General features: G+C 73.1%; 16 protein-coding genes and 1 pseudogene. 10 read left to right on the top strand and 7 right to left on the bottom strand.

The window, feature by feature from the left end:
• Nucleotides 1-42 precede the first annotated feature (42 nt).
• Nucleotides 43-1,317, top strand: coding sequence for a DUF6986 family protein (locus AC5677_RS06760; protein WP_497194096.1), 1,275 nt, complete (start codon nucleotides 43-45; stop codon nucleotides 1,315-1,317).
• A gap of 402 nt (nucleotides 1,318-1,719) precedes the next feature.
• On the opposite strand, the gene AC5677_RS06755 is transcribed toward AC5677_RS06760, so the two are convergent.
• Nucleotides 1,720-2,760, bottom strand: coding sequence for a LacI family DNA-binding transcriptional regulator (locus AC5677_RS06755; RefSeq protein WP_497194095.1), 1,041 nt, complete (start codon nucleotides 2,758-2,760; stop codon nucleotides 1,720-1,722).
• 155 nt (nucleotides 2,761-2,915) lie between these two features.
• On the opposite strand from AC5677_RS06755, the gene AC5677_RS06750 reads away from it, so the two are divergent.
• Nucleotides 2,916-3,872 carry an ROK family protein gene (locus tag AC5677_RS06750; RefSeq protein ID WP_497194094.1) on the top strand — a complete coding sequence of 319 codons (957 nt, stop codon included), beginning with the start codon at nucleotides 2,916-2,918 and terminating at the stop codon, nucleotides 3,870-3,872.
• A 108-nt stretch (nucleotides 3,873-3,980) separates the two neighbouring features.
• Nucleotides 3,981-6,152, top strand: coding sequence for a serine/threonine-protein kinase (locus AC5677_RS06745; RefSeq protein ID WP_497194093.1), 2,172 nt, complete (start codon nucleotides 3,981-3,983; stop codon nucleotides 6,150-6,152).
• A 34-nt stretch (nucleotides 6,153-6,186) separates the two neighbouring features.
• Here AC5677_RS06745 and AC5677_RS06740 read toward each other — a convergent pair.
• Nucleotides 6,187-7,446, bottom strand: a pseudogene (locus tag AC5677_RS06740) (glycoside hydrolase family 27 protein); the annotation flags it as partial.
• Nucleotides 7,447-8,807: 1,361 nt separating this feature from the next.
• On the opposite strand from AC5677_RS06740, the gene AC5677_RS06735 reads away from it, so the two are divergent.
• On the top strand, nucleotides 8,808-9,842 hold the full coding sequence (locus tag AC5677_RS06735) for an NUDIX hydrolase (RefSeq protein ID WP_497194092.1): 1,035 nt from the start codon (nucleotides 8,808-8,810) through the stop codon (nucleotides 9,840-9,842).
• A gap of 563 nt (nucleotides 9,843-10,405) precedes the next feature.
• On the opposite strand, the gene AC5677_RS06730 is transcribed toward AC5677_RS06735, so the two are convergent.
• A complete protein-coding gene (locus AC5677_RS06730; RefSeq protein WP_497194091.1) occupies nucleotides 10,406-11,788 on the bottom strand; it encodes a dipeptidase in 1,383 nt (460 codons plus the stop codon).
• Between the two features lie 177 nt (nucleotides 11,789-11,965).
• On the opposite strand from AC5677_RS06730, the gene AC5677_RS06725 reads away from it, so the two are divergent.
• Entirely contained in the window at nucleotides 11,966-13,189 is a 1,224-nt protein-coding gene (locus AC5677_RS06725; protein ID WP_497194090.1) for a geranylgeranyl reductase family protein, read from the top strand.
• Between the two features lie 400 nt (nucleotides 13,190-13,589).
• On the opposite strand, the gene AC5677_RS06720 is transcribed toward AC5677_RS06725, so the two are convergent.
• Nucleotides 13,590-14,030, bottom strand: a complete 441-nt coding sequence (locus AC5677_RS06720) for a nitroreductase family deazaflavin-dependent oxidoreductase (RefSeq protein WP_497194089.1) — start codon at nucleotides 14,028-14,030, stop codon at nucleotides 13,590-13,592.
• A 278-nt stretch (nucleotides 14,031-14,308) separates the two neighbouring features.
• Between AC5677_RS06720 and AC5677_RS06715 the strand changes: the two genes are divergently transcribed.
• From AC5677_RS06715 to AC5677_RS06705, 3 genes are all read left to right on the top strand, one after another.
• Nucleotides 14,309-15,019, top strand: a complete 711-nt coding sequence (locus AC5677_RS06715) for a TetR/AcrR family transcriptional regulator (protein ID WP_497194088.1) — start codon at nucleotides 14,309-14,311, stop codon at nucleotides 15,017-15,019.
• A gap of 87 nt (nucleotides 15,020-15,106) precedes the next feature.
• Nucleotides 15,107-16,390, top strand: coding sequence for a sensor histidine kinase (locus AC5677_RS06710; protein ID WP_497194087.1), 1,284 nt, complete (start codon nucleotides 15,107-15,109; stop codon nucleotides 16,388-16,390).
• Nucleotides 16,387-17,052: a response regulator transcription factor gene (locus tag AC5677_RS06705; RefSeq protein ID WP_497194086.1), complete on the top strand. Its 666-nt coding sequence runs from the start codon at nucleotides 16,387-16,389 to the stop codon at nucleotides 17,050-17,052. Before AC5677_RS06710 ends, AC5677_RS06705 begins: the two co-directional genes overlap by 4 nt.
• Here the strand turns inward: AC5677_RS06705 and AC5677_RS06700 are convergent.
• The 3 genes from AC5677_RS06700 to AC5677_RS06690 all read right to left on the bottom strand — a co-directional run bounded on the left by AC5677_RS06700 (nucleotide 17,013) and on the right by AC5677_RS06690 (nucleotide 19,978).
• Nucleotides 17,013-17,276 carry a DUF6332 family protein gene (locus AC5677_RS06700; protein ID WP_497194085.1) on the bottom strand — a complete coding sequence of 88 codons (264 nt, stop codon included), beginning with the start codon at nucleotides 17,274-17,276 and terminating at the stop codon, nucleotides 17,013-17,015. The genes AC5677_RS06705 and AC5677_RS06700 overlap by 40 nt on opposite strands.
• A gap of 462 nt (nucleotides 17,277-17,738) precedes the next feature.
• Nucleotides 17,739-18,506 carry a maleylpyruvate isomerase family mycothiol-dependent enzyme gene (locus AC5677_RS06695; RefSeq protein ID WP_497194084.1) on the bottom strand — a complete coding sequence of 256 codons (768 nt, stop codon included), beginning with the start codon at nucleotides 18,504-18,506 and terminating at the stop codon, nucleotides 17,739-17,741.
• A 230-nt stretch (nucleotides 18,507-18,736) separates the two neighbouring features.
• Entirely contained in the window at nucleotides 18,737-19,978 is a 1,242-nt protein-coding gene (locus AC5677_RS06690) for an MFS transporter (protein ID WP_497194083.1), read from the bottom strand.
• Nucleotides 19,979-19,995: 17 nt separating this feature from the next.
• Here AC5677_RS06690 and AC5677_RS06685 point away from each other — a divergent pair, with 17 nt between their 5' ends.
• Nucleotides 19,996-21,216 carry an ROK family protein gene (locus AC5677_RS06685; protein ID WP_497194082.1) on the top strand — a complete coding sequence of 407 codons (1,221 nt, stop codon included), beginning with the start codon at nucleotides 19,996-19,998 and terminating at the stop codon, nucleotides 21,214-21,216.
• Nucleotides 21,217-21,278: 62 nt separating this feature from the next.
• Nucleotides 21,279-21,662 (top strand): PPOX class F420-dependent oxidoreductase, encoded by a 384-nt coding sequence (locus AC5677_RS06680; protein ID WP_497194081.1) that lies wholly within the window; start codon nucleotides 21,279-21,281, stop codon nucleotides 21,660-21,662.
• The last annotated feature ends 1 nt before the right edge of the window (nucleotide 21,663 follow it).

The following is a 21,663-nucleotide window of genomic DNA, read 5'->3' as shown; positions in this document are numbered from 1 at the left end:
GGCCCGGCGGTCGTCGGGCACACGAACCGGGAGGGTGCCGAAATGGGGCAGCAGGAGACCGTGGCGACGAGCCTTGCGGACACCGTACGCGAGGGAATCGGCGCCGCTCTTGCCGAGGTGGACGCCGATCTGGCGCGGCGTTACCCGGGCGACCCCGGCACCCGCCAGCCGGTCCACACGGTCTACGTCCCCGGCGATGCCTTCGCCGCCGACACCATCCGCTCCTGGGGCGACCAGGCGCTCGCCGCCCTCGATGAGCACGCCCCCGACGCCGCCGCGCTCGCCGCCGTCCTCGGCATCCCCGACGAGCTCGCCGGGCCGGTCCACGACCGGGTCCGCGCCAAGCTGGAGCGCGAGCCCATCGAGGACCTGCGCATCGACTTCGAGGACGGCTACGGCAACCGCCCCGACGCCGAGGAGGACGCGCACGCCGCCCGCGCCGCCGCCCTCGTCGCCGCCGCCTACCGGGACGGCACCGCTGCCCCGTACATGGGCATCCGCATGAAGTGCATGGAGGCCGCCGTCCGCGACCGCGGCATCCGCACCCTGGACATCTTCCTCACCGGCCTGATGCAGGCCGGCGGTCTGCCCGACGGCCTGGTGCTGACGCTGCCCAAGGTGACCTACGCCGAGCAGGTCACCGCCATGGTGCGGCTGCTGGAGGCCTTCGAGAAGACGCACGGCCTGGACAGCGGCCGGATCGGCTTCGAGATCCAGGTGGAGACCACCCAGTCCATCCTGGGCGCCGACGGCCGCGCCACCGTCGCCCGGATGATCGAGGCCGCCGAGGGCCGCGCCACCTCCCTGCACTACGGGACCTACGACTACAGCGCCTCCTGCGGCATCAGCGCCGCCCACCAGTCGCTGGACCACCCCGCCGCCGACTACGCCAAGACCGTGATGCAGGTGGCCGCCGCGGGCACCGGCGTCCGGCTCTCCGACGGCTCGACGAACATCCTGCCGGTCGGCCCGACGGAGCGGGTCCACGAGGTCTGGCGGCTGCACCACGGCCTCGTCCGCCGCTCGCTGGCCCGCGCCTACTACCAGGGCTGGGACATGCACCCCGGCCACCTGCCGACCCGTTACGCCGCGGTCTACGCCTTCTACCTGGAGGGCCTCGAGCAGGCCGCGGCCCGGCTCACGGCGTACGTCTCGAAGGCCGGCGGCGACGTCGCGGACGAGCCCGCCACCGCCAAGGCCCTCGCCGCCTACCTGCTGCGCGGCCTCGACTGCGGCGCCGTCGACACCGGCGAGGCCGCCCGGCTTACGGGTCTGACCCGCGCCGACCTTGACGGGCTCGCGGGGCGCTCGGTCTGAGCCGACGGTTTCGGCTTGCCCGCCGTGGGGGTGTCTCGCTATTGCGCCTGCGGCGGGCTGTGGTCGCTGCGCGAGGCTGTTCGGCAGCGGGACCGGGCCTCCGGACTCCGTCCTGCGGCCCGGCCCCTCCCCGTGAGGGGTGGGAAGAAAACCGGTGGGGGCGTGCGTCGGTGGTCAGGTGCACCTGGTGGACATGATCACCTGCACCTGACACGAGACGTCCGCCCCCACCGGCCTTTCCCACCCACCCACGGGAGGGGCCACCCCGCAGGACGAAGTCCGGAGGGGTGGCACCGCACCCGACAACACCACGCCCGCCGCAGGCGCAACGGCGAACAACCACCACGGCGGGAAAGCCAAAAACGTACGGCCAAAAGCAAAGCGCAGCGGACCGGCGAACGGTCAGGATTCGGTCGGCGGGATCTCCCCCGACCCGCGGGCGATCAGGCGGGTGGGGATCTCCACCCGCCGCGGCGCGTCGGCTGCCCCCTCCAGGCGGCGGAACAGTAGTCCGCCCGCCGTCCGGCCCAGCCGTGCCGCGTCCTGGGCGACGACCGTGATCGCGGGCCGGACGAGGTCGGCCAGCTCGAAGTCGTCGAAGCCCACCAGGGCGATGGGGCGCGGACGTTCGCCCAGGACGCGTACGGCCGTGACGGTGACGCGGTTGTTGCCCGCGAAGAGCGCGGTGACCGGCTCGGGGGCGTCCAGCATGGCGGTGGCCGCGGCCCGGACCCGTTCGGGGGCGGTGGAGCCCAGCGCCACCCAGGACTCGTCGACCGGCAGCCCGGCGTCGGCCATCGCGGTGCGGTAGCCGCGCAGCCGCTCCTTCGCGGTGTGGATGCGCGGCTGGTCGCCGATGAATCCGATCCGGCGGTGGCCGTGCGCGATGAGGTGGGCGACCGCGTCCCGGGAGCCGCCGAAGCTGTCGGAGAGCACCGTGTCGGCGTCGATCCGGCCGGCCGGGCGGTCCACGAAGACGGTCGCGATGCCCGCCGCGATCTCCGGCTCCAGATAGCGGTGGTCGTCACCGGCCGGAATGACGACCAGCCCGTCCACCCGCCGCGCGCACAGCGCGAGCACCAACTCCTGTTCCCGGGCCGGGTCCTCGGCGCTGGAGCCGTTGATCAGCAGCGCGCCGTGGTCGCGCGCGACCTCCTCGACGGCGCGGTTGAGCGGCCCGTAGAAAGGGTCGGCGAGATCCTCCAGGACCAGACCGATGCTGGCCGTCCGGCCCTTGCGCAGGATGCGGGCGGAGTCGTTGCGACGGAAGCCCAGGGCCGTGATGGCCTCCTGGACCCGTCGCTCCGTGTCCGGGGTGACGCCCGCCTCGCCGTTGACCACGCGGGAGACCGTCTTGAGGCCGACCCCGGCACGCGCCGCAACATCCTTCATCGTGGGCCGGGTGCCGTAGCGACGAGAGGTGCCCTGCGCGGTGTCCGTCACGGTGTGCGGTCCTGATTCTTTAGGGGGCTGCTGGAGGTGTCGGGGGGTGCCGTCGAGCATAGCCCCTGGACAACGTTGTCAGCTGCGGTAAGACTGGCGTTCTCGCGCCGGGACGATCCACCCCGGCCCCGGGCCCACCAGGAGATTCGACACCGATGCAGACGGACCTCAGCGCAGCGCTCGACATTGGCGGCACCAAGATCGCCGGTGCTCTGGTGGACGGGCGCGGCAGGCTGATCGTACGGGCCGCCCGGCCCACCCCGGCCGACGAGGACGGGGCGAGCGTGATGCGCGCGGTGGCCGAGGTGGTCCAGGAGCTGACAGCGGGACCCGACTGGGCGCGGGTGGCGGCCGTGGGGATCGGCAGCGCGGGCCCGGTGGACGCCTCGGCCGGCACCGTCAGCCCCGTCAACATCCCCGGCTGGCGCGACTTCCCGCTGGTCGCCGGGGTGCAGGCGCTGGTCGGCGGACGGCCGGTGGTGCTGGTCGGCGACGGCGTCGCGATGACCGCGGCCGAACACTGGCAGGGCGCGGCCCGCGGCCACGCCAACGCCCTGTGCATGGTGGTCTCCACCGGGGTCGGCGGCGGGCTCGTCCTGGACGGCCGCCTGCACACCGGCCCCACCGGAAATGCCGGCCACATCGGCCACATCAGTGTCGACCTCGACGGTGACCCCTGCCCCTGCGGCGCCCGCGGCTGCGTCGAGCGGATCGCCAGCGGCCCCAACATCGCCCGCCGGGCGCTGGCGAACGGCTGGCGGCCGGGCCCCGACGGCGACACCGGCGCGGCCGCCGTCGCCGCCTCGGCACACGCCGGTGACCCCATCGCCCTGCGTTCCTTCGAACGTGCCGCCCAGGCGCTGGCCGCCGGGATCGCGGCCACCGCGACGCTCGTCGAGATCGACATCGCGGTCATCGGCGGGGGAGTGGCGGGCGCCGGGGACGTCCTCTTCGTCCCGCTGCGCAAGGCCCTGCGCACCTACGCGACCTTGTCGTTCGTCGCGGACCTGACGGTCGTACCCGCCCAGATGGGGACGGATGCCGGAGTGGTGGGCGCCGCCGCGGCCGCTGCGCAACAGTCCCGTCTCGATGCCTTCGTCGCCATGCCCTGAGGCCACCATCCGCCCCCGTGCGCCCCTTAGTCTGTTGCCGACCGCGAGGTACACCGTGAGATACGCGGCGTACCGGCAGACACACGGGTATCGAGGGGATCGGCGACGATGACATCGGGGGAACGTGAGCCGCGCGGATCGGATGAGCCGGGGGAGCCCGGCGGGGCGGGTGACGGAGCGGCCGCCCCACCGCCCGGCGAGGGTGCGCCCGTTGCCGCCGCCAAGAGCGGCCCGAAGCGCGGCACGGACGCCGATCTGACCGGCCGGGTGCTCGGCGGGCGCTACCGCGTCACCGGCCGGCTCGGCCGCGGCGGAATGGGCGTGGTCTGCCGCGCCGTCGACGAGGTGCTGGGCCGCGAGGTCGCCGTCAAGGTCCTGCGCGCCTATACCGACGCCTCCGCCCCGGAGCTCGCCGATCTGCGCACCCGGATGCAGCGCGAGGCGCGCGCCGCCGCCCGTATCCGCCACTCCGGCGTGGTCACCGTCCATGACGTCATCGACGAGGACGGCCGCCCCGTCATCGTCATGGAGCTGGTCGACGGACCCTCGCTGGACGACGCCATCCAGCAGCAGGGCGCCCTCGCCCCCCGGGAGATCGCCCGGATCGGCGCCCAGGTGATGGACGCGCTGGACGCCGCGCACCAGGTCGGCGTGCTGCACCGCGACGTCAAGCCCGGAAATGTGCTGCTCGACCGCACCGGCCGCGTGGTGCTCACCGACTTCGGCATCGCCAGCATCGAGGCCCCGGGCGACGGCGCCACCACCAACATCACCCGCAGCGGCGAACTCGTCGGCTCCCTCGACTACCTGCCGCCCGAGCGGGCCCAGGGCCAGGACCCCAGCCCCGCCTCGGACATCTGGTCGCTGGGCATGACGCTGTACGCGGCCGTGGAGGGCGGCGGCGCGCCGTTCCGCCGTACGTCGGTGTGGTCCACGCTCACCGCGATCGTCACCGAGGCGCTGCCGGAGCCGCAGCGGGCCGGGCCGCTGACGCCCGTGCTGCATGCGCTGATGGCCAAGAACCCGGCCGACCGGCCGTCCGCCGCCCAGGCGCGCAGCATGCTCACGGAGGTGGCCGAGGGGCGCGAACCGGCGGCCGTGCCGATGCCCGGCGCGCCGCATCTGCCGACCGCGACGGACATCCGGCCGCTTCCGCCGCCGCCTCCGCCGCAGGAGTTCGGGCAGGGGGCGGCGGGCCAGGGCGGCGCCGCCGCGGCCGGTGGTGCTGCGGCGGGCGGTACCGCGCCCGCCGGTCCCACGCCCGCCGGTCCCGCGGCGTCCGGACCCGCGCCCGCCGGTCCGGTCAACTCGTCCGCGCCGCCCGCGAGTTGGCTGTCCGGCGGTCCGGGTTCCGGGGGTTTCGCCGCGCCCCCGCCGGTGCCCGAGGCCGCCACTCCCGCCTCCGCCATCAGCCCCGGCTTCGATCCGCCCGGCGTGGTGAGCGGCCCGGCCGTCGGCAGTACGGGCACGCACCCGCAGCTGCGGAACCCGTCCGACGGTGACACCGAGCGGCTGCCCGCCCGCGGTCGCCGCCGGACGCTGCTCGCCGCGGCGGCCGTGCTCGCCGTGCTCGCCGCCGGTGGCGGGGTGACGTACGCGCTGGTCGGCGGGGGGCCGAGCGACACCGTTGCGGACGGCGGACGGCAGTCGGCGCCGCCGGCCGGTAAACCGACACCGCCTGCCGACCCGAGCCCGGCAGGCAGCAAGACGCCCGCCAAGGGGGACGCCAAGGGCAGCGACAAGGGCAAGGAGAACGGCACCGAGGCGTCGCCCTCCGCGTCCCAGGGGCCCTCCGGCGACCCGGCCGGAAAGAACCCCAAGCCCGGCTCCCCGGGCGGGAGTTCGGGTGATCAGGGCGATGGCGGGAGCAAGGACGGCGGCGCCTCCGGCGGCCTGTTCGGCGGCGGCTCGGGGGCCTCCGGTGGGTCCGGCGGCGGCAGTGGCAGTGGTGGCAGCGGCAGTGGCAGCGGTGGCAGTGGCGGTCAGCCCACCCCGCATACCTCGTGCGTGTCCATCGGTGGCGGCAAGACCAACTGCGACGTCTGGCGTGCCGCCACCTCGTACACCGCGTCCTTCCAGCAGGCCGGCACCCTCAACGCGGGCACCAACTACTTCTACTGCCAGGCGAAGCTGGGCCGCCGCGAGACGTACGGGAAGTGGACGAACGTCTGGTGGGCCAAGACCGATGACGACAGCGGCAACACCGGTGTCTACATCAGCGTCGTGTACCTCACCGGAGGGGAGAACGACCAGCCGATCCCGGGGCTGCCCACCTGCTGACGGCTGACGGCCCCGGGGCCCGGACTCAGTGCCGCTCTGCGGAGACGCGGTAGACGGCGATGCCGTGCGCCGGGACGGTCGCGGAGACGGCGCCCGTGGTGGCGGCGTCGCGGTGCTGCCACAGGTCGCGCAGCCGGTAGCGGTCCGCCTGCGGGAGGCCCGCGTCCTGGGCGGTGGTGGCGATCGTCTGCTGCTGGTCGGTCTCGTTGAAGAGCGCGATGGCGCGGTCGCCGTTCGCCAGCTCCTTGACGAGCGTCCAGCGGCCGGACTCGGACTTCAGCACGGTGGCCTGCTTGCCCAGGGGGTCCTGGTCGAGGGCGATGACGTCCTTGTTGTCCAGGATCGTGAAGGTCTCCGGGGTCGCCTTTCGCAGGTCGGAGCCGATCAGCAGCGGTGCGGACATCATCGACCAGAGGGAGAAGTGGCTGCGGTATTCGGTGTCCGTCATACCGCCGTTGCCGACCTCCAGCATGTCGGGATCGTTCCAGTGGCCGGGGCCCGCGTACGGGGCCAGCGGCAGGTTCGCCTTGGCGATCCCGAGCATGCTCGACCAGTCGTCGCTGATGTCACCGGTGGTCCGCCACAGATGCCCTACGTCCGATGCCCACTCCCAGGGCTTGTTCTCGCCCCATTCGCAGATGCTGTAGACGATGGGGCGACCGGTGGCCTCGAGTGCGTCCCGCATCGTGCGGTAGCGCTGCTTGGCGTCCACACCCTGGTTGTTGCAGTTGTCGTACTTGAGGTAGTCCACGCCCCAGTCGGCGAACTGCCGGGCGTCGGACGCCTCATGCCCCAGCCCGCCGGGGAACCCGTTCTCGTTGCAGGTCTTGGTGCCCGCGCTCGTGTAGATGCCGAACTTCAGGCCCTTGGCGTGGACGTAGTCGGCGACGGCCTTGATGCCGTGGGGGAAGCGCTCGGGGTCCGGTACGAGCTTGCCGTTCGCGTCCCGCTCGGGCAGCGCCCAGCAGTCGTCGAGATTGACGTACCGGTAGCCGGCGTCCTTGAGGCCCTTGGCGAGGAAGAGGTCGGCGATGCCCTTGACCATCCCCTCGTTGAACTCCGCCCGGCAGTGCGTGGAGTTCCAGTTGTTGAAGCCCATCGGCGGCGTCTTGGCGAGCCCGCCGGGGAGACGGGGGACCGGCGTATCGGCCGCGGCGGGCGGGGCGCCCGGCACCGCCGTGCACAGCAGCACGGCGGACAGCGCTCCGATGAATCTTCCGTGGGCCTGCCTGCGGGTGCTGCGGGTGCTGCGGGTGCTGCGCGGGCTGCGGATGGTGCGGGTATGAACGCGCATGCTTCGCGTCCTCCGTCTTCGCGTGGGGTGTGGGGAGTTGTGCGCGGTGCTGTGCGCCGGAACGTGTCCTTGAACAGGCATGACAAACCGTCACGAGCCATGGCGCGCCGCGACGAGCCGCGACGAGTCATGCACCCGTCATCGGCGAGGGTTTACGGTAGGGCTTGTTGGACTCTGTTGGAAGAGGGCGGTAGCGGTCAGGTTCAACCCGCCAAAATGCTTGCCTGGGCGCGCCGTTCGGGGTGACGTCCGGCCGCTCGCGTTCGTTTCTGTTTGATTCCTGGGGCGGGGTAGGACATCGGATGTCTCACCGGAGGCCGCTACGGGGCGCGGCGCCCGGTGTGGCGCCCGGTGTGGCGCCACGCACCGATCGCTGTCCCCGGGCCGGCCCCGGACGATGTCCTTCTGCGATGCGCCGGGAACCCACGCGGTACTTCGGCATCACTGCCCCGGCGCCACTCCCGCATTTCCACAGTGGTTCTCCGGTACTTCACGCAGAACGGGTTGTTCTTGGCAAGCGGCGTTCCCCGGCGGGAATTCGACCCATTCATCCGACCCATTCATCGACGCACCGAAGAAGCAATCGACCGGCGCGGACCGCGAGTCGTATGCGATTCCCCACCGTTCTCCCCGAACCGAAGAGCGGACCGATGCCCTCCGCCTCCGGCGACAAGGACGACCGGGCGGCGACGGACGCTTTCGACCGTCCCGACGGATGAGCTTCACCCCGCTCCATGACCTGTTCAGCGAGATTCCGCTGCCACCGTGGAGGGTCCGCTCCCCAATGCGTTCGCTTCTTCGTCCCCTTCCGGATCGATTTTCCGCACACCCCGCTCGGGAAATCCGCGAGCCGTAATCGTCGACGGCACCGCCGCCCGCGCCCGGTGCCGACGGGCCGCCCATTACCGTTCCGCCCCGCTCGTGGCGCCCCGTTCACCTGGATGTACAACGGCTTTCTCCGTCTCCTGATCCTCCTCTCCCGCGGCGGGAAAGCCGACCCCGGTCAGTTCCGCGCGCAACCATTTGCGCGGCCGGTTCCGCACCGGCCGCAACCTCCTCGCGACGGGTTACGCGGGCGGCGAAGAGCGAAAACAAGGGCGGTGAAGAGAACGGGCAAGGAGCGCGGGGCAAGGGGCGAGGGTAAGTGCCGCAGAACTGTTCGTTGATCGCTCGATGCTCCGCCGTCATATGCGACAGAGGCCGGTATGCAGGTGGGGGTTTCGGTACAGGAGAGGCGGGGGAGCGCTTGTTTGCCGGGGGCTTCGCGGCGGGGGATGCACTGACCGGCATCCGTCTTCCCGAGCGTTTCCGTGGCAGGGTGTTGCGGGCAACTCACCTGGGTCTAGGGAAGAGGGGAAACCGTGATCGTCTGGCTGAACGGCACGTTCGGTGCGGGCAAGACCACTGCGGCGAATGAAGTGCTCGACCTGCTTCCCGGAAGCACGCTCTACGACCCCGAACTCCTCGGCAGCGGACTGCGGTTGATGCTGCCGGCCAAACGGTTCGAGGGCATCGACGACTATCAGGACCTGCCGGCCTGGCGCCGCATGGTCGTGGACACCGCCGCGGCGCTGCTCACCGAGGTGCCGGGCCCCTTGGTGACGCCGATGACGCTGCTGCGCCAGGAGTACCGAGACGAGATCTTCGGCTCCCTCGCGGCCCGCCGGATTCCCGTACGGCATGTTCTGCTGCATGCGGAGGAAACGATCCTGCGGGAGCGGATAGCCCGGCGTACGGAGCCCCAGGGGGATCCCGAGACCGATGCCTCCGTACGCCGGTGGTGTCTGGAGCACCTGGGCCCGTACGCCCGCGCACTGGAGTGGATCAAGGACGACGCCCATGTCGTCGACACCACCCGGCTCACGCCCCGTCAGACCGCCGAACAGGTCGCCGAGGCCGTCCGTACCGGAGCCGGCGCCTGCGAGATCGTGCAGACCCCCGAGCCGACCGCGGAGACCCTGGCCGCCGGCGTACTGCTCTTCGACGACCAGGACCGGGTGCTGCTCGTCGACCCGACCTACAAGCCCGGCTGGGAGTTCCCCGGCGGCATCGTGGAACCGGGCGAGGCACCCGCGCACGCCGGAGTGCGCGAGGTCGCCGAGGAACTGGGCATCCAGCTGCCCCGCGCGCCCCGGCTGCTCGTACTGGACTGGGAAGCGCCCAAACCGCCCGGCTTCGGCGGTCTGCGGCTGCTCTTCGACGGCGGCACGCTCACCAGCGAACGCATACGGGACCTGCTGCTGCCCGGAGCGGAACTGCGGGACTGGCGCTTCGTGACCGAGGCCGAGGCCGAGACGATGCTGCCGCCGGTGCGCTGGAACCGGCTCCGGTGGGCGCTGCGCGCCCGCGAACGGGGCTGCCCGCTCCATCTGGAGGCGGGGGTTCCCGTGGGGTAGCCCGACGTTTTTGGCTGTCCTGCCGTGGGGGTTTGTCGCCGTTGCGCCCCTTCGCTGCGCTTTGCCTGGGCCGTACGTGTTCGGCTGTCCCGCCGTGGGGGTTTCGCACCGTTGCGCCTGCGGCGGGCGGTGCCGCTTGCGCGGGGCCGTTCCGCTGCGCTTTGCCTGGGCCGACGTTTTTGGCCGTCCAGCCGTGGGGTTTGCCGCCGTTGCGCCTGCGGCGGGCGGTGGTCGCTGCGCGAGGCTGTTCGGCTGCGGCACCGGGCCTACACGGCTCCGCCGCTACGGCCCGGCACCTCCCCGTTGGGGGTGGGGAGAAAACGGTGGGGGTGCAGGTCGGTGGTCAGGCGTGCCTGGTGGATTGATCATCACAGCTGAGCCTGACGCTCAACGCACGCCCCCACCGGCCTTTTCCCACCCACCCACGGGAGGGGACGGCCCGCAGGACGGAGTCCGGAGGGCCGTCACCGCACCCGACAACCCACGCCCGCCGCAGGCGCAACGGCGAACAACACCCACGGTGGGAAAGCCAAAAACGTACGGCCAAAAGCAAAGCGCAGCGCCTAGCGCCCCGCGTACCGCCGCAGGAACAGCGCCTCCGCGAGCGACAGCCGTTCCAGCTCCTGCGGCGAGACGCTCTCGTCGACCGCGTGGATCTGCGCCTCCGGCTCGCTCAGTCCGATCAGCAGGATCTCCGCCTCCGGGTAGAGCCCGGCGAGCGTGTTGCACAGCGGGATCGAGCCGCCCAGGCCGGACATCTGCATCTCCTGGCCGTCGTACGCCTCCCGCATCGCCGCCGCCATCGACGCGTACGCCGGGCTGCTGGTGTCCGCACGGAAGGGCTGCCCCTGCCCGATCTGCTCCACCGCGACCCGCGCGCCCCACGGAGCGGCGCTCTCCAGGTGGGCCGCCAGCAGCTTCGTCGCCTCTGCCGCGTCCGTGCCCGGCGGCACCCGCAGGCTCACCAGGGCCCGCGCGCCCGCATGAACGGACGGGGTGGCGCCGATGACCGGCGGGCAGTCGATGCCGAGCACGGTGACCGCGGGGCGCGCCCAGATCCGGTCCGCGACCGTGCCGTTGCCGATCAGTCCGACGCCGTCCAGGACCTTGGCGTCCTTACGGAAGTCCTCCTCCGGGTACTGCAGGCCCTCCCAGTGCGCGTCCGAGGCCAGCCCCCGCACGGTCGTCGAACCGTCCTCGGCTCGCAGCGAGTCCAGGATCCGGATCAGCGCGGCCAGCGCGTCCGGCGCCGCGCCGCCGAACTGGCCGGAGTGCAGATTGCCCTCCAGCGCATCGACCTGCACTCGCACCAGCGTCATCCCGCGCAGCGTCGCCGTCACCGTCGGCACCCCGACCCGGAAGTTGCCGGTGTCGCCGATGACGATCGCGTCGGCGGTCAGCAGCTCCGGATGCGCCTCGGCGTACCGCTCCAGCCCGCCGGTGCCCTGCTCCTCGGAACCCTCCACGATCACCTTGACGTTGACCGGTATGCCGCCGTGCTCCTTCAGCGCGCGCAGCGCCGTCAGATGCATGATCAGGCCGCCCTTGCAGTCGGCGGCGCCGCGCCCGTACCAGCGGCCGTCGCGCTCGGTCAGCTCGAAGGGCGGCGAGGTCCACGCGGCCTCGTCCAGCGGCGGCTGCACGTCGTAGTGCGCGTACAGCAGGACCGTCGGGGCGCCTGCCGGGCCGGGCAGGTAGCCGTAGACGGACTGGGTGCCGTCCGGGGTGTCCAGCAGCGCCACGTCCTGGAAGCCGTCCGCGCGCAGCGCATCGACGATCCAGTTGGCGGCCGCCTCGCACTCGCTCCTGGGGAACTGCGCCGGGTCCGCGACCGACTTGAAGGCCACCAGCTCGGCGAGTTCCGCCAGGGCGCGGGGCTGCAGCGCGGCGACGGTCTGGGCGAGCGGGCTGCCGGGGACATCCGGGCTGCCGGACCTGTCAGTCATGGAACGCTCCTTGTGGGCGCGACGTTGTGTACGTAGGCCGTCCGTCCTGGTGAGCCGTACGGGCCGGACGTACGGGGATGAGTGCCCCCGATCTTCCCACAGGCGGTGGGGGAAACAGCGGGCCGTAGGATGCGGGCGGTACGCGCAGCCAGGCATCGAACGGGAGCGAACGCACAGGTGAGCAGCGAGCACGAAGCCGAGGGCAACCAGCAGGTGTGGGACGTCGTGGTGGTGGGCGCGGGGCCCGCGGGCGCCTCGGCCGCGCATGCCGCGGCCTGTACGGGACGCCGGGTGCTGCTCCTGGAGAAGGCGGAACTGCCCCGCTACAAAACCTGCGGCGGCGGCATCATCGGCCCCTCGCGGGACTCCCTGCCGCCCGGCTTCGACCTTCCGCTGCGCGACCGCGTGCATGCCGTGACGTTCTCGATGAACGGCAAGCTGACCCGCACCCGCCGCTCCAAGCAGATGCTCTTCGGGCTCATCAACCGCCCCGAGTTCGACGCCGGACTGGTCGAGTCCGCCAAGGACGCGGGGGCCCGGGTCCGTACGGGCGTCACGGTCGCCCGGGTGGAACAGCACGGCGCCGAGGTGCCCGACCGCCGGACCGTCGCGGTGGTGCTCGGCGACGGCGAGGTGCTGCTGGCACGGGCCGTGGTCGGCGCGGACGGCAGCGCGGGCCGGATAGGCGCGCATGTCGGGGTCAAGACGGAGCAGGTCGACCTCGGCCTGGAGTCGGAGATCCCGGTGCCCGAGACGGTCGCCGAGGACTGGGCGGGGCGGGTGCTCATCGACTGGGGCCCGATGCCCGGCAGCTACGGTTGGGTCTTCCCCAAGGGGGACACCCTCACCGTCGGCGTGATCTCCGCGCGCGGCGAGGGCGCGGCGACCAAGCGCTATCTGGAGGACTTCATCGGCCGGCTGGGCCTGGCGGGCTTCGAGCCGAGCATCTCGTCCGGGCATCTGACGCGCTGCCGCGCCGATGACTCGCCGCTGTCCCGCGGCCGGGTGCTGGTGTGCGGTGACGCGGCGGGACTGCTGGAGCCGTGGACCCGGGAGGGCATCTCCTTCGCGCTGCGCTCGGGGCGGCTCGCGGGGGAGTGGGCGGTACGGGTCTCCGAGGCCCACGACGCCGTGGACGCCCGCCGGCAGGCCCTCAACTACGCCTTCGCCATCAAGGCGGGGCTGGGCGTGGAGATGGGCGTCGGGCGGCGGCTGCTCAGCGCCTTCTCGCGGCGTCCGGGCATGTTCCACGCGGCGATCACGGGCTTCCGGCCGGCCTGGAACGCCTTCGCGAAGATCACCCGCGGGACGACGACGCTCGGGGAGCTGGTCCGTACGCACCCGATGGCGCGGCGGGCGCTGGATGCGTTCGATCGTGCGGAGGCGCGCCGGGGGGAGTGATCGGCGGGGGCACGGGGGCACGGGGGCACGGGGCCGGTGGGGGCCACCGGGCTGGTCGTCGGCCGGGTGTGGTCGCCCGGCGATGGTCGGGAGGTGGTCTCGCGGGTGGGCCGGGCGGTGGGCCGGGCGGTGGCCGGGAGGCGGTCCCGTGGTGGTCCCGCCGCGGTCTCGCGGTTTGGTTGCCGCTGGTTGAGGGGCGGCCGGTTCGTTGGAGGTGGCCGCCGTCCGTCGGCTGCCGTCCGCCGTTCGTCGGCCGCTGTCCGCTGTCCGCTGTCCGCCGTTCGTCGGCCGGTTGGCTGCCGGTCGGCGCTTGGGGGCGTCGCTGTGCCGTCTGCCGTTCGTGCCCGTGATGCGGCGCTCATGAGGCGGCGTTCGGAGTTCGGTGCCCGGGATCCGGTGCTCAGGACTCGGTGATACGGAAGACCGGGTGGCGAGGGGCCGCGGCGAGCAGCTCCTCGTCGCTGGAGTCGGCGGTGATCTCCCCGAAGTACGACTTCACCTCCCAGCCCCAGCGCCGGAGATAGGCGCGCAGCAGCGCCGGGGTCTCGGCGGGCGGCACCTCGACGGCGGTGAACGGGCGGGTGCGGCGGCCGACGCGCAGTTCGCCGCCGCCCGCCGCGCGCATATTGCGCACCCATTCGGAGTGGCCGCGCGCCGAGACGAGATAGCGGCCGTCCTCGTAGGACATCGGATTGACGGGTACGCGCCGCCATTCGCCGCTCTTGCGGCCGCGGACGGCGAGGTCCGCCGAGCCCGCGAGGCTGATACCGCGCCGGGCGAGCCAGCCGACGATGCCGTTGAAACGGGCGGCGAGGCGGTTGGGCTTCACGTAGTGGGACATGGGTGGGCCTCCAGTGACTTCGGTGGCGCGGGCTGTTCGGCTGGTCGGCCGGCGCGTTGCGTACTGCCTGCTGCGGGCCTGCCTGCCGTTCTGTGAGCGCCACTCCGATTCGAGAGCGGTGCTCTCGCTTATGGGTAGCAGTGTGCAGCAGGGTGTCGCGGCAATGCAAGAGCACTGCTCCTTTTCTCGTTCAACGATCTCAATTGCGCCCAGTGCTCTTACAGTCGACCACCGCTCCGGCTTTGGTGCACCGCTCCGCGTCGTGCCAGACTGCTCCCATGACTGCGATCCGAGGAGCCCGGGAACGGGCCCGTAGCGAAATCACCGCGGCCATCAAGGACGAGGCCCGCAGACAGCTCGCCGCCGAGGGCGCGGCCAAGCTGTCGCTGCGCGCCGTGGCCCGCGAACTGGGCATGGTCTCCTCGGCGCTCTACCGCTACTTCCCCAGCCGCGATGACCTGCTCACCGCGCTGATCGTCGATGCCTACAACGCCGTCGGCGCGGCCGCGGAAGGCGCCCGTGACGCCCTGACCGGCCCCGATGCCCAGCGCCCGGTCGCCCGCTGGAGCGCCGTCTGCGCCGCCGTACGCACCTGGGCGCTGGCCCATCCGCACGAGTACGCGCTGATCTACGGCTCCCCGGTGCCCGGCTACACCGCCCCCCGCACCACCGCCGAGCCCGCCGCCCGGGTCGGCCTCGCGTTGATCGGCGTGGTCCGCGAGGCGCACACGGCGGGCGCGCTGAAGGAGCCCGCCGAGCCGCTGCCCGACGCGGTGGTGGGCGATGCGCTCGCCCTCGGCGCGGAGCTGGGCATCGAGCTGCCGGGCACGGTGCTGGCGCGGCTCGTCGGGGCCTGGGCGCAGCTGTTCGGGCTGGTGAGTTTCGAGGTGTTCGGCCAGTTCAACCGGGTGGTCGAGGCCCGTTCCGAATTCTTCGAGCAGGCCGTCCTCCAGCTGGCCCGCAGCGTCGGGCTGACCACGGGACGTTAGGGGCTGTCCGCTACTCCCCGGGGAGTACGGCCGGTCACTGCGCCGGGCTGACGCCGTCGGGCCGGGCCCCGGTCTAGCGTTACCGGCATGGAGAACACACGGCCGCCGTGGGCGCGGCGCTGCCTCGGGCCGGTGTGGGAGCGGTGGTCGCCGGTGCGCGCGGAGCCGAAGAGCTGGACGGGCGCCCGGCTGCCGTGGGTGTCGACGGTCGTGGTGACGGTTTTCGTCACGGTCGGCTCGGGCTTCGCGGCGCACAATCAGCCCGAGCGGGTCCCGCTCGATGCGTTCGCGCGGGCGCTGCTGGTCCTCGGCGGCGCCCTGCTGCTCTTCCGGTACCGGTATCCGCGGACGGTCGCCATCGGCACGGCCGCCTCCGCGGCGGTCTACTTCGCGGCCGGATACCCGTACGGACCCGTCTTCCTGACCGTGGCGCTGGGCGCCTTCGGCGCGATCCTCGCCGGGCGGCGCGCCGTCGCCTGGTGCGCGCTCGGCGGTCTGTGGGTCAGTCACCTCCTCGTCGGCCACTGGCTCTACCGGTGGCTGCCGCCGCACGACGGTGCCGCTCCGTGGGGGGACGAACTGTTCGCCGCCGTCCTGATGGTGGCGGTGGTGGCCGTATCGGAGCTGGTGCGGGTGCGCCGCGAACAGGTGGCCAGGGTCCGCGCCGAGCGGGCCGCCGCCGAGCGGCGCAGGGCCGACGAGGAGCGGCTGCGGATCGCCCGCGAGCTGCATGACGTCCTCGCGCACAGCATCTCCGTCATCAACGTCCAGGCGGGCGTGGGCCTGGCGCTGCTGGACAGCGACCCCGAGCAGGCCCGGACGGCGCTGACCACCATCAAGGCCGCGAGCAAGGAAGCGCTCGGTGAGGTGCGGCAGGTCCTGGACACCCTGCGCACCCGAGGCGACGCGCCGCGCTCCCCGGCCCCCGGCCTGGAGCGGCTGCCCGAACTGACCGAACAGGCCAGGGGCGCGGGGCTGGCCGTGGACGTCACCAGCGAGGGCGCCCGCGCCGCGCTGCCACCGGGCACCGACCTCGCCGCCTTCCGCATCGTCCAGGAGGCGCTCACCAACATCGTCCGCCACTCCGGTTCGCGCACCGCCCGGGTCCTGCTCCGGCACACGCCCGTCGCGCTGGAGATCCAGGTCGACGACGACGGCCCGGCGACCTCCGCCGCGGAGGAGCCGGCCGGCGGCGGAAACGGCCTGGTCGGGATGCGGGAACGGGCCGCGGCCTTCGGCGGCACGGTCGAGGCGGGCCCGCGCCCGGACGGCGGCTTCCGGGTCCGGGCCCGCATTCCGCTGGCCGGTACGGAGGATCCGGCCGCCGGTACGGATACGGTGACCCCGGCCGATACCGAGGAGGAGTCGTGATCCGGGTACTGCTGGCCGACGATCAGCTGCTGGTCCGGGCCGGTTTCAAGGCGCTGCTGGACGCCCAGTCCGACATCGAGGTGGTCGCCGAGGCGTCCGACGGACAGGAGGCGCTGGCCGCGGTCCGCGAGAAACTCCCGGACATCGTGCTGATGGACATCCGGATGCCCGTCCTGGACGGCCTGGTGGCCACCCGCCGGATCACCGAGGACCCGCGGCTGTCGGACGTCAAGGTCGTCATGCTGACCACCTTCGAGCTGGACGAGTACGTCTTCGAGGCGATCCGCTCCGGGGCCTCCGGCTTCCTCGTCAAGGACACCGAACCGCAGGAGCTGCTACGGGCGGTGCGCGCGGTCGTCGACGGCGATGCGCTGCTCTCGCCCGGTGTCACCCGCCGCCTCATCGCCGAATTCGCGGCCCGCTCCAAGGAACCGGCCGCGGTCGACGCGCTGTCCGCACTGACCGAGCGGGAACGTGAGGTGATGGCTCTGGTGGGCATCGGCCTGTCCAACGAGGAGATCGCCCGCCGTCTGGTCGTCAGCCCGCTCACCGCCAAGACCCACGTCAGCCGCACCATGATCAAACTCGGCGCCCGGGACCGCGCCCAACTGGTCGTGCTGGCCTATGAGTCGGGATTGGTGCGCCCCGGCTGGCTGGGCTGACCGGGCCGCAGCACTCGCACCACCCGGACCACGAAGAGCGCCGCCCCGATGATGCCGCTCGCCCTCAGCCACGGGCCTTCCCAGGATCTGGGCAGGGGCGCCCACAGAAGCGCGCTGCCGATCGCCAGAAACCCGATGACGCCGATGAAGAGGGCGGTGACCAGCGCGAAGGTGATCTCGACGGTGAGGGCGTCGCGCTCGGCCTGGGTGCGTGCGGGAGACATCTCGCAAGTCTGCCAGGGGCGCGCGCACTTCGCGCCGATCGTGCGCCGCGGTCCGGGCCGGCCGGATGGAAGCGCGGCGGGGGCGGGGACGCTGGAGCGGGCGGCCGCGGTGGCCCGGCGCGGTGGAGGCGCTCGGTTTTGTCGAGGGGGCAGGGGCGCACGTTCTGGATCTGCTCCGGGGCGGAATCCACGTCTGTGCGTCGCTCGGGCCGCTGCCGCTGCCGCGGCAGGCGTTCTTCATCGCCGTGGCGGTGCGCGGCCGCTGGGCGTCCGGCCGGCGGTGGGCGTGATGACGCTGGACGTCCTCACGAACCGGACCGCCAACCGGCCGCGGCTGCACCAGCATCCGGAGATGCCGCTGCAGCCCGTCGGCCTGCTGCCCATCATGCTCTTCGGACTGTTCGCCGTCGGCTGCGCGCGCCCGCCGCTCGGGGCGCTCGCCCCGGCGGGCGGCCACGGAGCTCAGATGCCGCTGCGCTCCTGCCACAGGGTTATCAGCGCCTCGTCGCCGCTGATCTTGAGTCCGTCCCACGGCAGGCGGTTCCAGAGCGCGAGATAGAGATCCTCGGCCGGCCCCTCGACCGTGCAGTCCGCCGGCGTCTCGGGCTCCCCTGCCTCGCGCGGCGGCCCGGACCGGCGGACGGTCTGCGGCGGCGCGTCGGAGAGCGACACGGTCCACTCCGCGTCGGCGGTGTCCGTGGCGCGCACCCGTAGCGTCTTGGGGGCGACCGTGCGCAGCCGGCTGCGGTCCATGGAATGAATGCCGGCGAGGAGTTCGTCGATGCCGTCGGCGGCGAAGGCGGACGGGAAGGGCGTGAGCGTGCTGCCCGCGGCCTGCTGGGCGTCCACGCGGTGCACGGATGTCTCATGGGCCTGGCGCCGCGCCCAGAACGCGAGCGGGGACGGCGCGGGCAGGAAGGACCAGGTGTCCAGGTCCGGCGGTGCGGTGTGCAGCGCCACGACGAGGCGGTGATGGCCGTCCCGCAGCCACGGCACCAGCTCGTCGTCGGTCATCTGCGGAGCCTCGGCGGGACCGCCGGTCCGGTGGTCGACGGGCTGTGTCACAAACTCCGTGGCCCAGCGGTGCACCCGCCCGACGTGCGTGACCAGATCCCGTATCCGCCACTCGGGGCAGGAAGGAATGGGGGCGTCGGGCCCGGCCTGCTCCGCGGCGTCGGCCAGGAGTCCTCCGTCCAGTCGCAGCGTTTCGACGAACTCAGTGATCTCCATGCCGACGAGTGTGCCAGTCGCCTCTGACAACGCATCGCCACGGGCCCCTCGACCGTCGCCCCTCGCGCGGTGGACGCACCCGGGACGGCGCGGGCACGAGGGCTGCCGCGGCGGTCGCGCTCGTCAAGTGGCCTGCGGGTGAGCCGAGTTCGTCCCGGAGTGTGTCTCCCGCGCGCCGCAGCGGAATGACCGCCGTCCGCCGACCGCGTACCCGGCGCCCCGTCCGCCCCTCACCCCCGCCCGGTGCGGTGTGCCCCGCGCGTCGCGTACGCGATGAGCGCCGCGGCCGCCGCGAGCAGGGCGACCGTCGTCAGCGCGAGGGGCAGGCCGAACGCCTCGGCCAGGAAGCCGATGGCGGGCGGGCCCAGCAGCATGCCGCCGTAGCCGATGGTGGAGGCCGCGGCCACGCCGCCCGCACCCCCGGCCTCGCCGGCGCGCGCGATGGCGATGGGGAAGATGTTGGCGAGCCCGAGGCCCGCGACCGCGAAGCCGAGGCAGGCCGCCCAGGGGCTGGGGGCCAGCGCGCCGAGCAGCATGCCGGCGGTCGCCGTCGTGCCGCCCGCGATCAGCGCGCGGGCCGGTCCGAAGCGCTGCACCACGGCGGTGCCCGACAGCCGCCCGGTGGTCATCGCCAGCGCGAACACCGCGTACCCGGCGGCGGCGAGGCCGGGCCCGGCGGCCAGGTCCTGGGAGAGGTGCAGCGCGCCCCAGTCGGCCATCGCGCCCTCCCCGTAGGCGGTGCACAGCGCGATGAGCCCGAAGACGCACACGAGGCGGCCGGGGCGGCGCCGACCGGTACGGTCCTCGGGCGCGGGCAGCCGCTCCGGTACGGCGGGCGCCGGATGCCTGAGCAGCTCGCGCCCCGCGCCGGCCGTCACCAGGAGGCCGATCAGCGCGATCAGCAGCAGATGGACGGCGGGGGACAGGCCACCGGCGATCAGCCCGCCGAGTCCCGCGCCGAGCATTCCGCCCAGGCTGAAGGCGCCGTGGAAGGCGGGCATGACGGGCCGCCGCAGCGCGCCGATCAGATCGACGGCGGCGCTGTTCATGGCGACATTGAGCGAGCCGTACGCGGCGCCGAAGACCAGCAGGACCAGGCCCAGCGCGGTGGCCGAGTGGGTGAGCGGCGGCAGCGTGATGCTCAGCGCCAGGGCGGCACCGGAGACGACCGTGACGGCATGGCTGCCGAACCGGCGGCACAGCCGTCCGGTGATCGTCATGAACGCGACCGCGCCCGCCGACACGCCGAGCAGGGCGAGCCCGAGCGCGCCCGCACCGGCGCCGGTCTGCGCCTTGATCGCGGGGATGCGGACGACCCAGCCGGCGAAGAGGAAGCCGTCCACGGCGAAGAAAGCGGTGATCGCCAGACGGAGCCGGGCCAGTCGCGGGTCGGTGGGGGTACGGGGCGTGGAGCGCGTCTTGAGGGTCACGGCTCCCCAAAGGGTGGTCCGTATTTTGTTTAACGTCGGCACAAAGTCAGAATAGGGGCGTGACCCAGACTCGGACAACCAGGTTGGAGCGAGGCCGTGGCGCCCTCGGTCCCGCACTGGAGCTCGTACACACCGGCCGCGCACCCACCCGCGCCGTTTTGACCTCGGAACTCGGCGTGACCCGCGCCACCGCGGGCGCGGTGGCCGCCGAGCTCGAGGCGCTCGGCCTGATCACCGTCGACTCCCGGCCCACGGCCCCCGCCGGATCGCAAGGGCGCCCCTCCCACCGGCTGTTCGTGAACGAGCGCGGCCCCGTCGTGCTCGCCGCGCAGATCCACGCCGACGGCTTCCGTGTCGCCCTGGTCGGCCTCGGCGGCCGCATCGTGGCGACCGCCGCCGGCTGCGGCACCATTCCCGCCGACCCGGCCCATGTCCTCGCCGAAGCCGTCGAGGCCGGATCCGCCCTGCTGCGCGAGACCGGCCGCCGCTGCCTGGGCGCGGGCCTGGCGGTGCCCTCCGCCGTCGCGGAACCGGACGGCGACGCCCTCAACCCGCTGCACCTCGCCTGGCCTTCCGGCGCCCCCGTACGTCAGCTCTTCCTCCGCGCGCTCGCCGACGCCGGCATCCCCGGAGTCACCGAAGCGATCGGCTTCACCGGCAACGATGTCAATCTCGGGGCGCTCGCCGAACACCGGCACGGCGCCGGCCGCGGCGCCCGCGACCTGCTCTGCGTCGCCTCCGGCCACCGGGGCGTCGGCGGGGCACTGGTGCTCGACGGCCGCCTGCACAGCGGCAGTTCGGGCCTGGCCCTGGAGGTCGGCCATCTGACCGTCAACCCCGAGGGCGCGCCCTGCCACTGCGGCGGCCGCGGCTGCCTGGACGTCGAGGCGGACCCGCTCGCCTTCCTCGGCGCCGCGGGCCGCGAACCGGGCCCCGAGGGCTCCCTGCTCCAGCAGGCCGCCGACCTCCTGCGCAACGACTACGCCGACCCGGGCATCCGGGCCGCGGCCGACCTCCTCATCGACCGGCTCGGCCTGGGCATCGCCGGACTCGTCAACATCCTCAACCCCGACCGCATCATCCTCGGCGGGCTGCACCGCGCCCTCCTGGAGGCCGACCCGGAACGGCTGCGGGCGGTGGTCGCCGACCGCAGCCTGTGGGGCCGCAGCGGCAGCGTGCCGATCCTGCCGTGCAGCCTCGACCACAACAGCCTCGTCGGCGCGGCGGAGCTGGCCTGGCAGCCGGTGCTGGACGACCCCCTGGTGGTCGTCGAGCGGTAGCGCAGGCCCGCCCCTGGGTCCGGCCCTGACCTGACCCATTGGAGAGGACCTAGGCTGCCGCCATGGTTCCCGAAGCGCTCGCCCGCAGCCCGTACGTCAGCCTGGTCACCCACCGCAGGAACGGCACCCCGGTGGCCACCCCCGTGTGGGCGGTGGCCGCCGGGGACGAACTCCTGGTGTGGACGCGGGACGACAGCTGGAAGGTGAAGCGGCTGCGCAATGATCCGCGGGTGACCGTCACCCCGTGCGATGTGCGCGGCCGCCTCACCGAGGGCGCGACGACCGAGGAGGGCACCGCCCGGCTCCTGGAGGGCGCCGGGGAACTCCTGTGGGTACGCAAGGCGTTGGCCGGGAAATACGGCCTGCGGTTCCGGTTGATGGACACCGGTGGCGCGCTGCTCCGCCTGGGCAAGCGGCCCCATGTCGGCATCGCCGTCAGGCTGTGAC

The organism is Streptomyces sp. JLSY215, from assembly GCF_059682825.1.
This window is presented reverse-complemented; position numbering and strand designations above follow the sequence as displayed.

Bases quoted from the DNA above. Each gene is read 5' to 3' on its own strand.
- AC5677_RS06760 (WP_497194096.1), top strand. From the start codon at position 43: ATGGGGCAGCAGGAGACCGTGGCGACGAGCCTTGCGGACACCGTACGC.
- AC5677_RS06750 (WP_497194094.1), top strand. From the start codon at position 2,916: ATGCAGACGGACCTCAGCGCAGCGCTCGACATTGGCGGCACCAAGATC.
- AC5677_RS06745 (WP_497194093.1), top strand. From the start codon at position 3,981: ATGACATCGGGGGAACGTGAGCCGCGCGGATCGGATGAGCCGGGGGAG.
- AC5677_RS06730 (WP_497194091.1), bottom strand. From the start codon at position 11,788: ATGACTGACAGGTCCGGCAGCCCGGATGTCCCCGGCAGCCCGCTCGCC.
- AC5677_RS06720 (WP_497194089.1), bottom strand. From the start codon at position 14,030: ATGTCCCACTACGTGAAGCCCAACCGCCTCGCCGCCCGTTTCAACGGC.
- AC5677_RS06715 (WP_497194088.1), top strand. From the start codon at position 14,309: ATGACTGCGATCCGAGGAGCCCGGGAACGGGCCCGTAGCGAAATCACC.
- AC5677_RS06710 (WP_497194087.1), top strand. From the start codon at position 15,107: ATGGAGAACACACGGCCGCCGTGGGCGCGGCGCTGCCTCGGGCCGGTG.
- AC5677_RS06700 (WP_497194085.1), bottom strand. From the start codon at position 17,276: ATGTCTCCCGCACGCACCCAGGCCGAGCGCGACGCCCTCACCGTCGAG.
- AC5677_RS06695 (WP_497194084.1), bottom strand. From the start codon at position 18,506: ATGGAGATCACTGAGTTCGTCGAAACGCTGCGACTGGACGGAGGACTC.
- AC5677_RS06680 (WP_497194081.1), top strand. From the start codon at position 21,279: ATGGTTCCCGAAGCGCTCGCCCGCAGCCCGTACGTCAGCCTGGTCACC.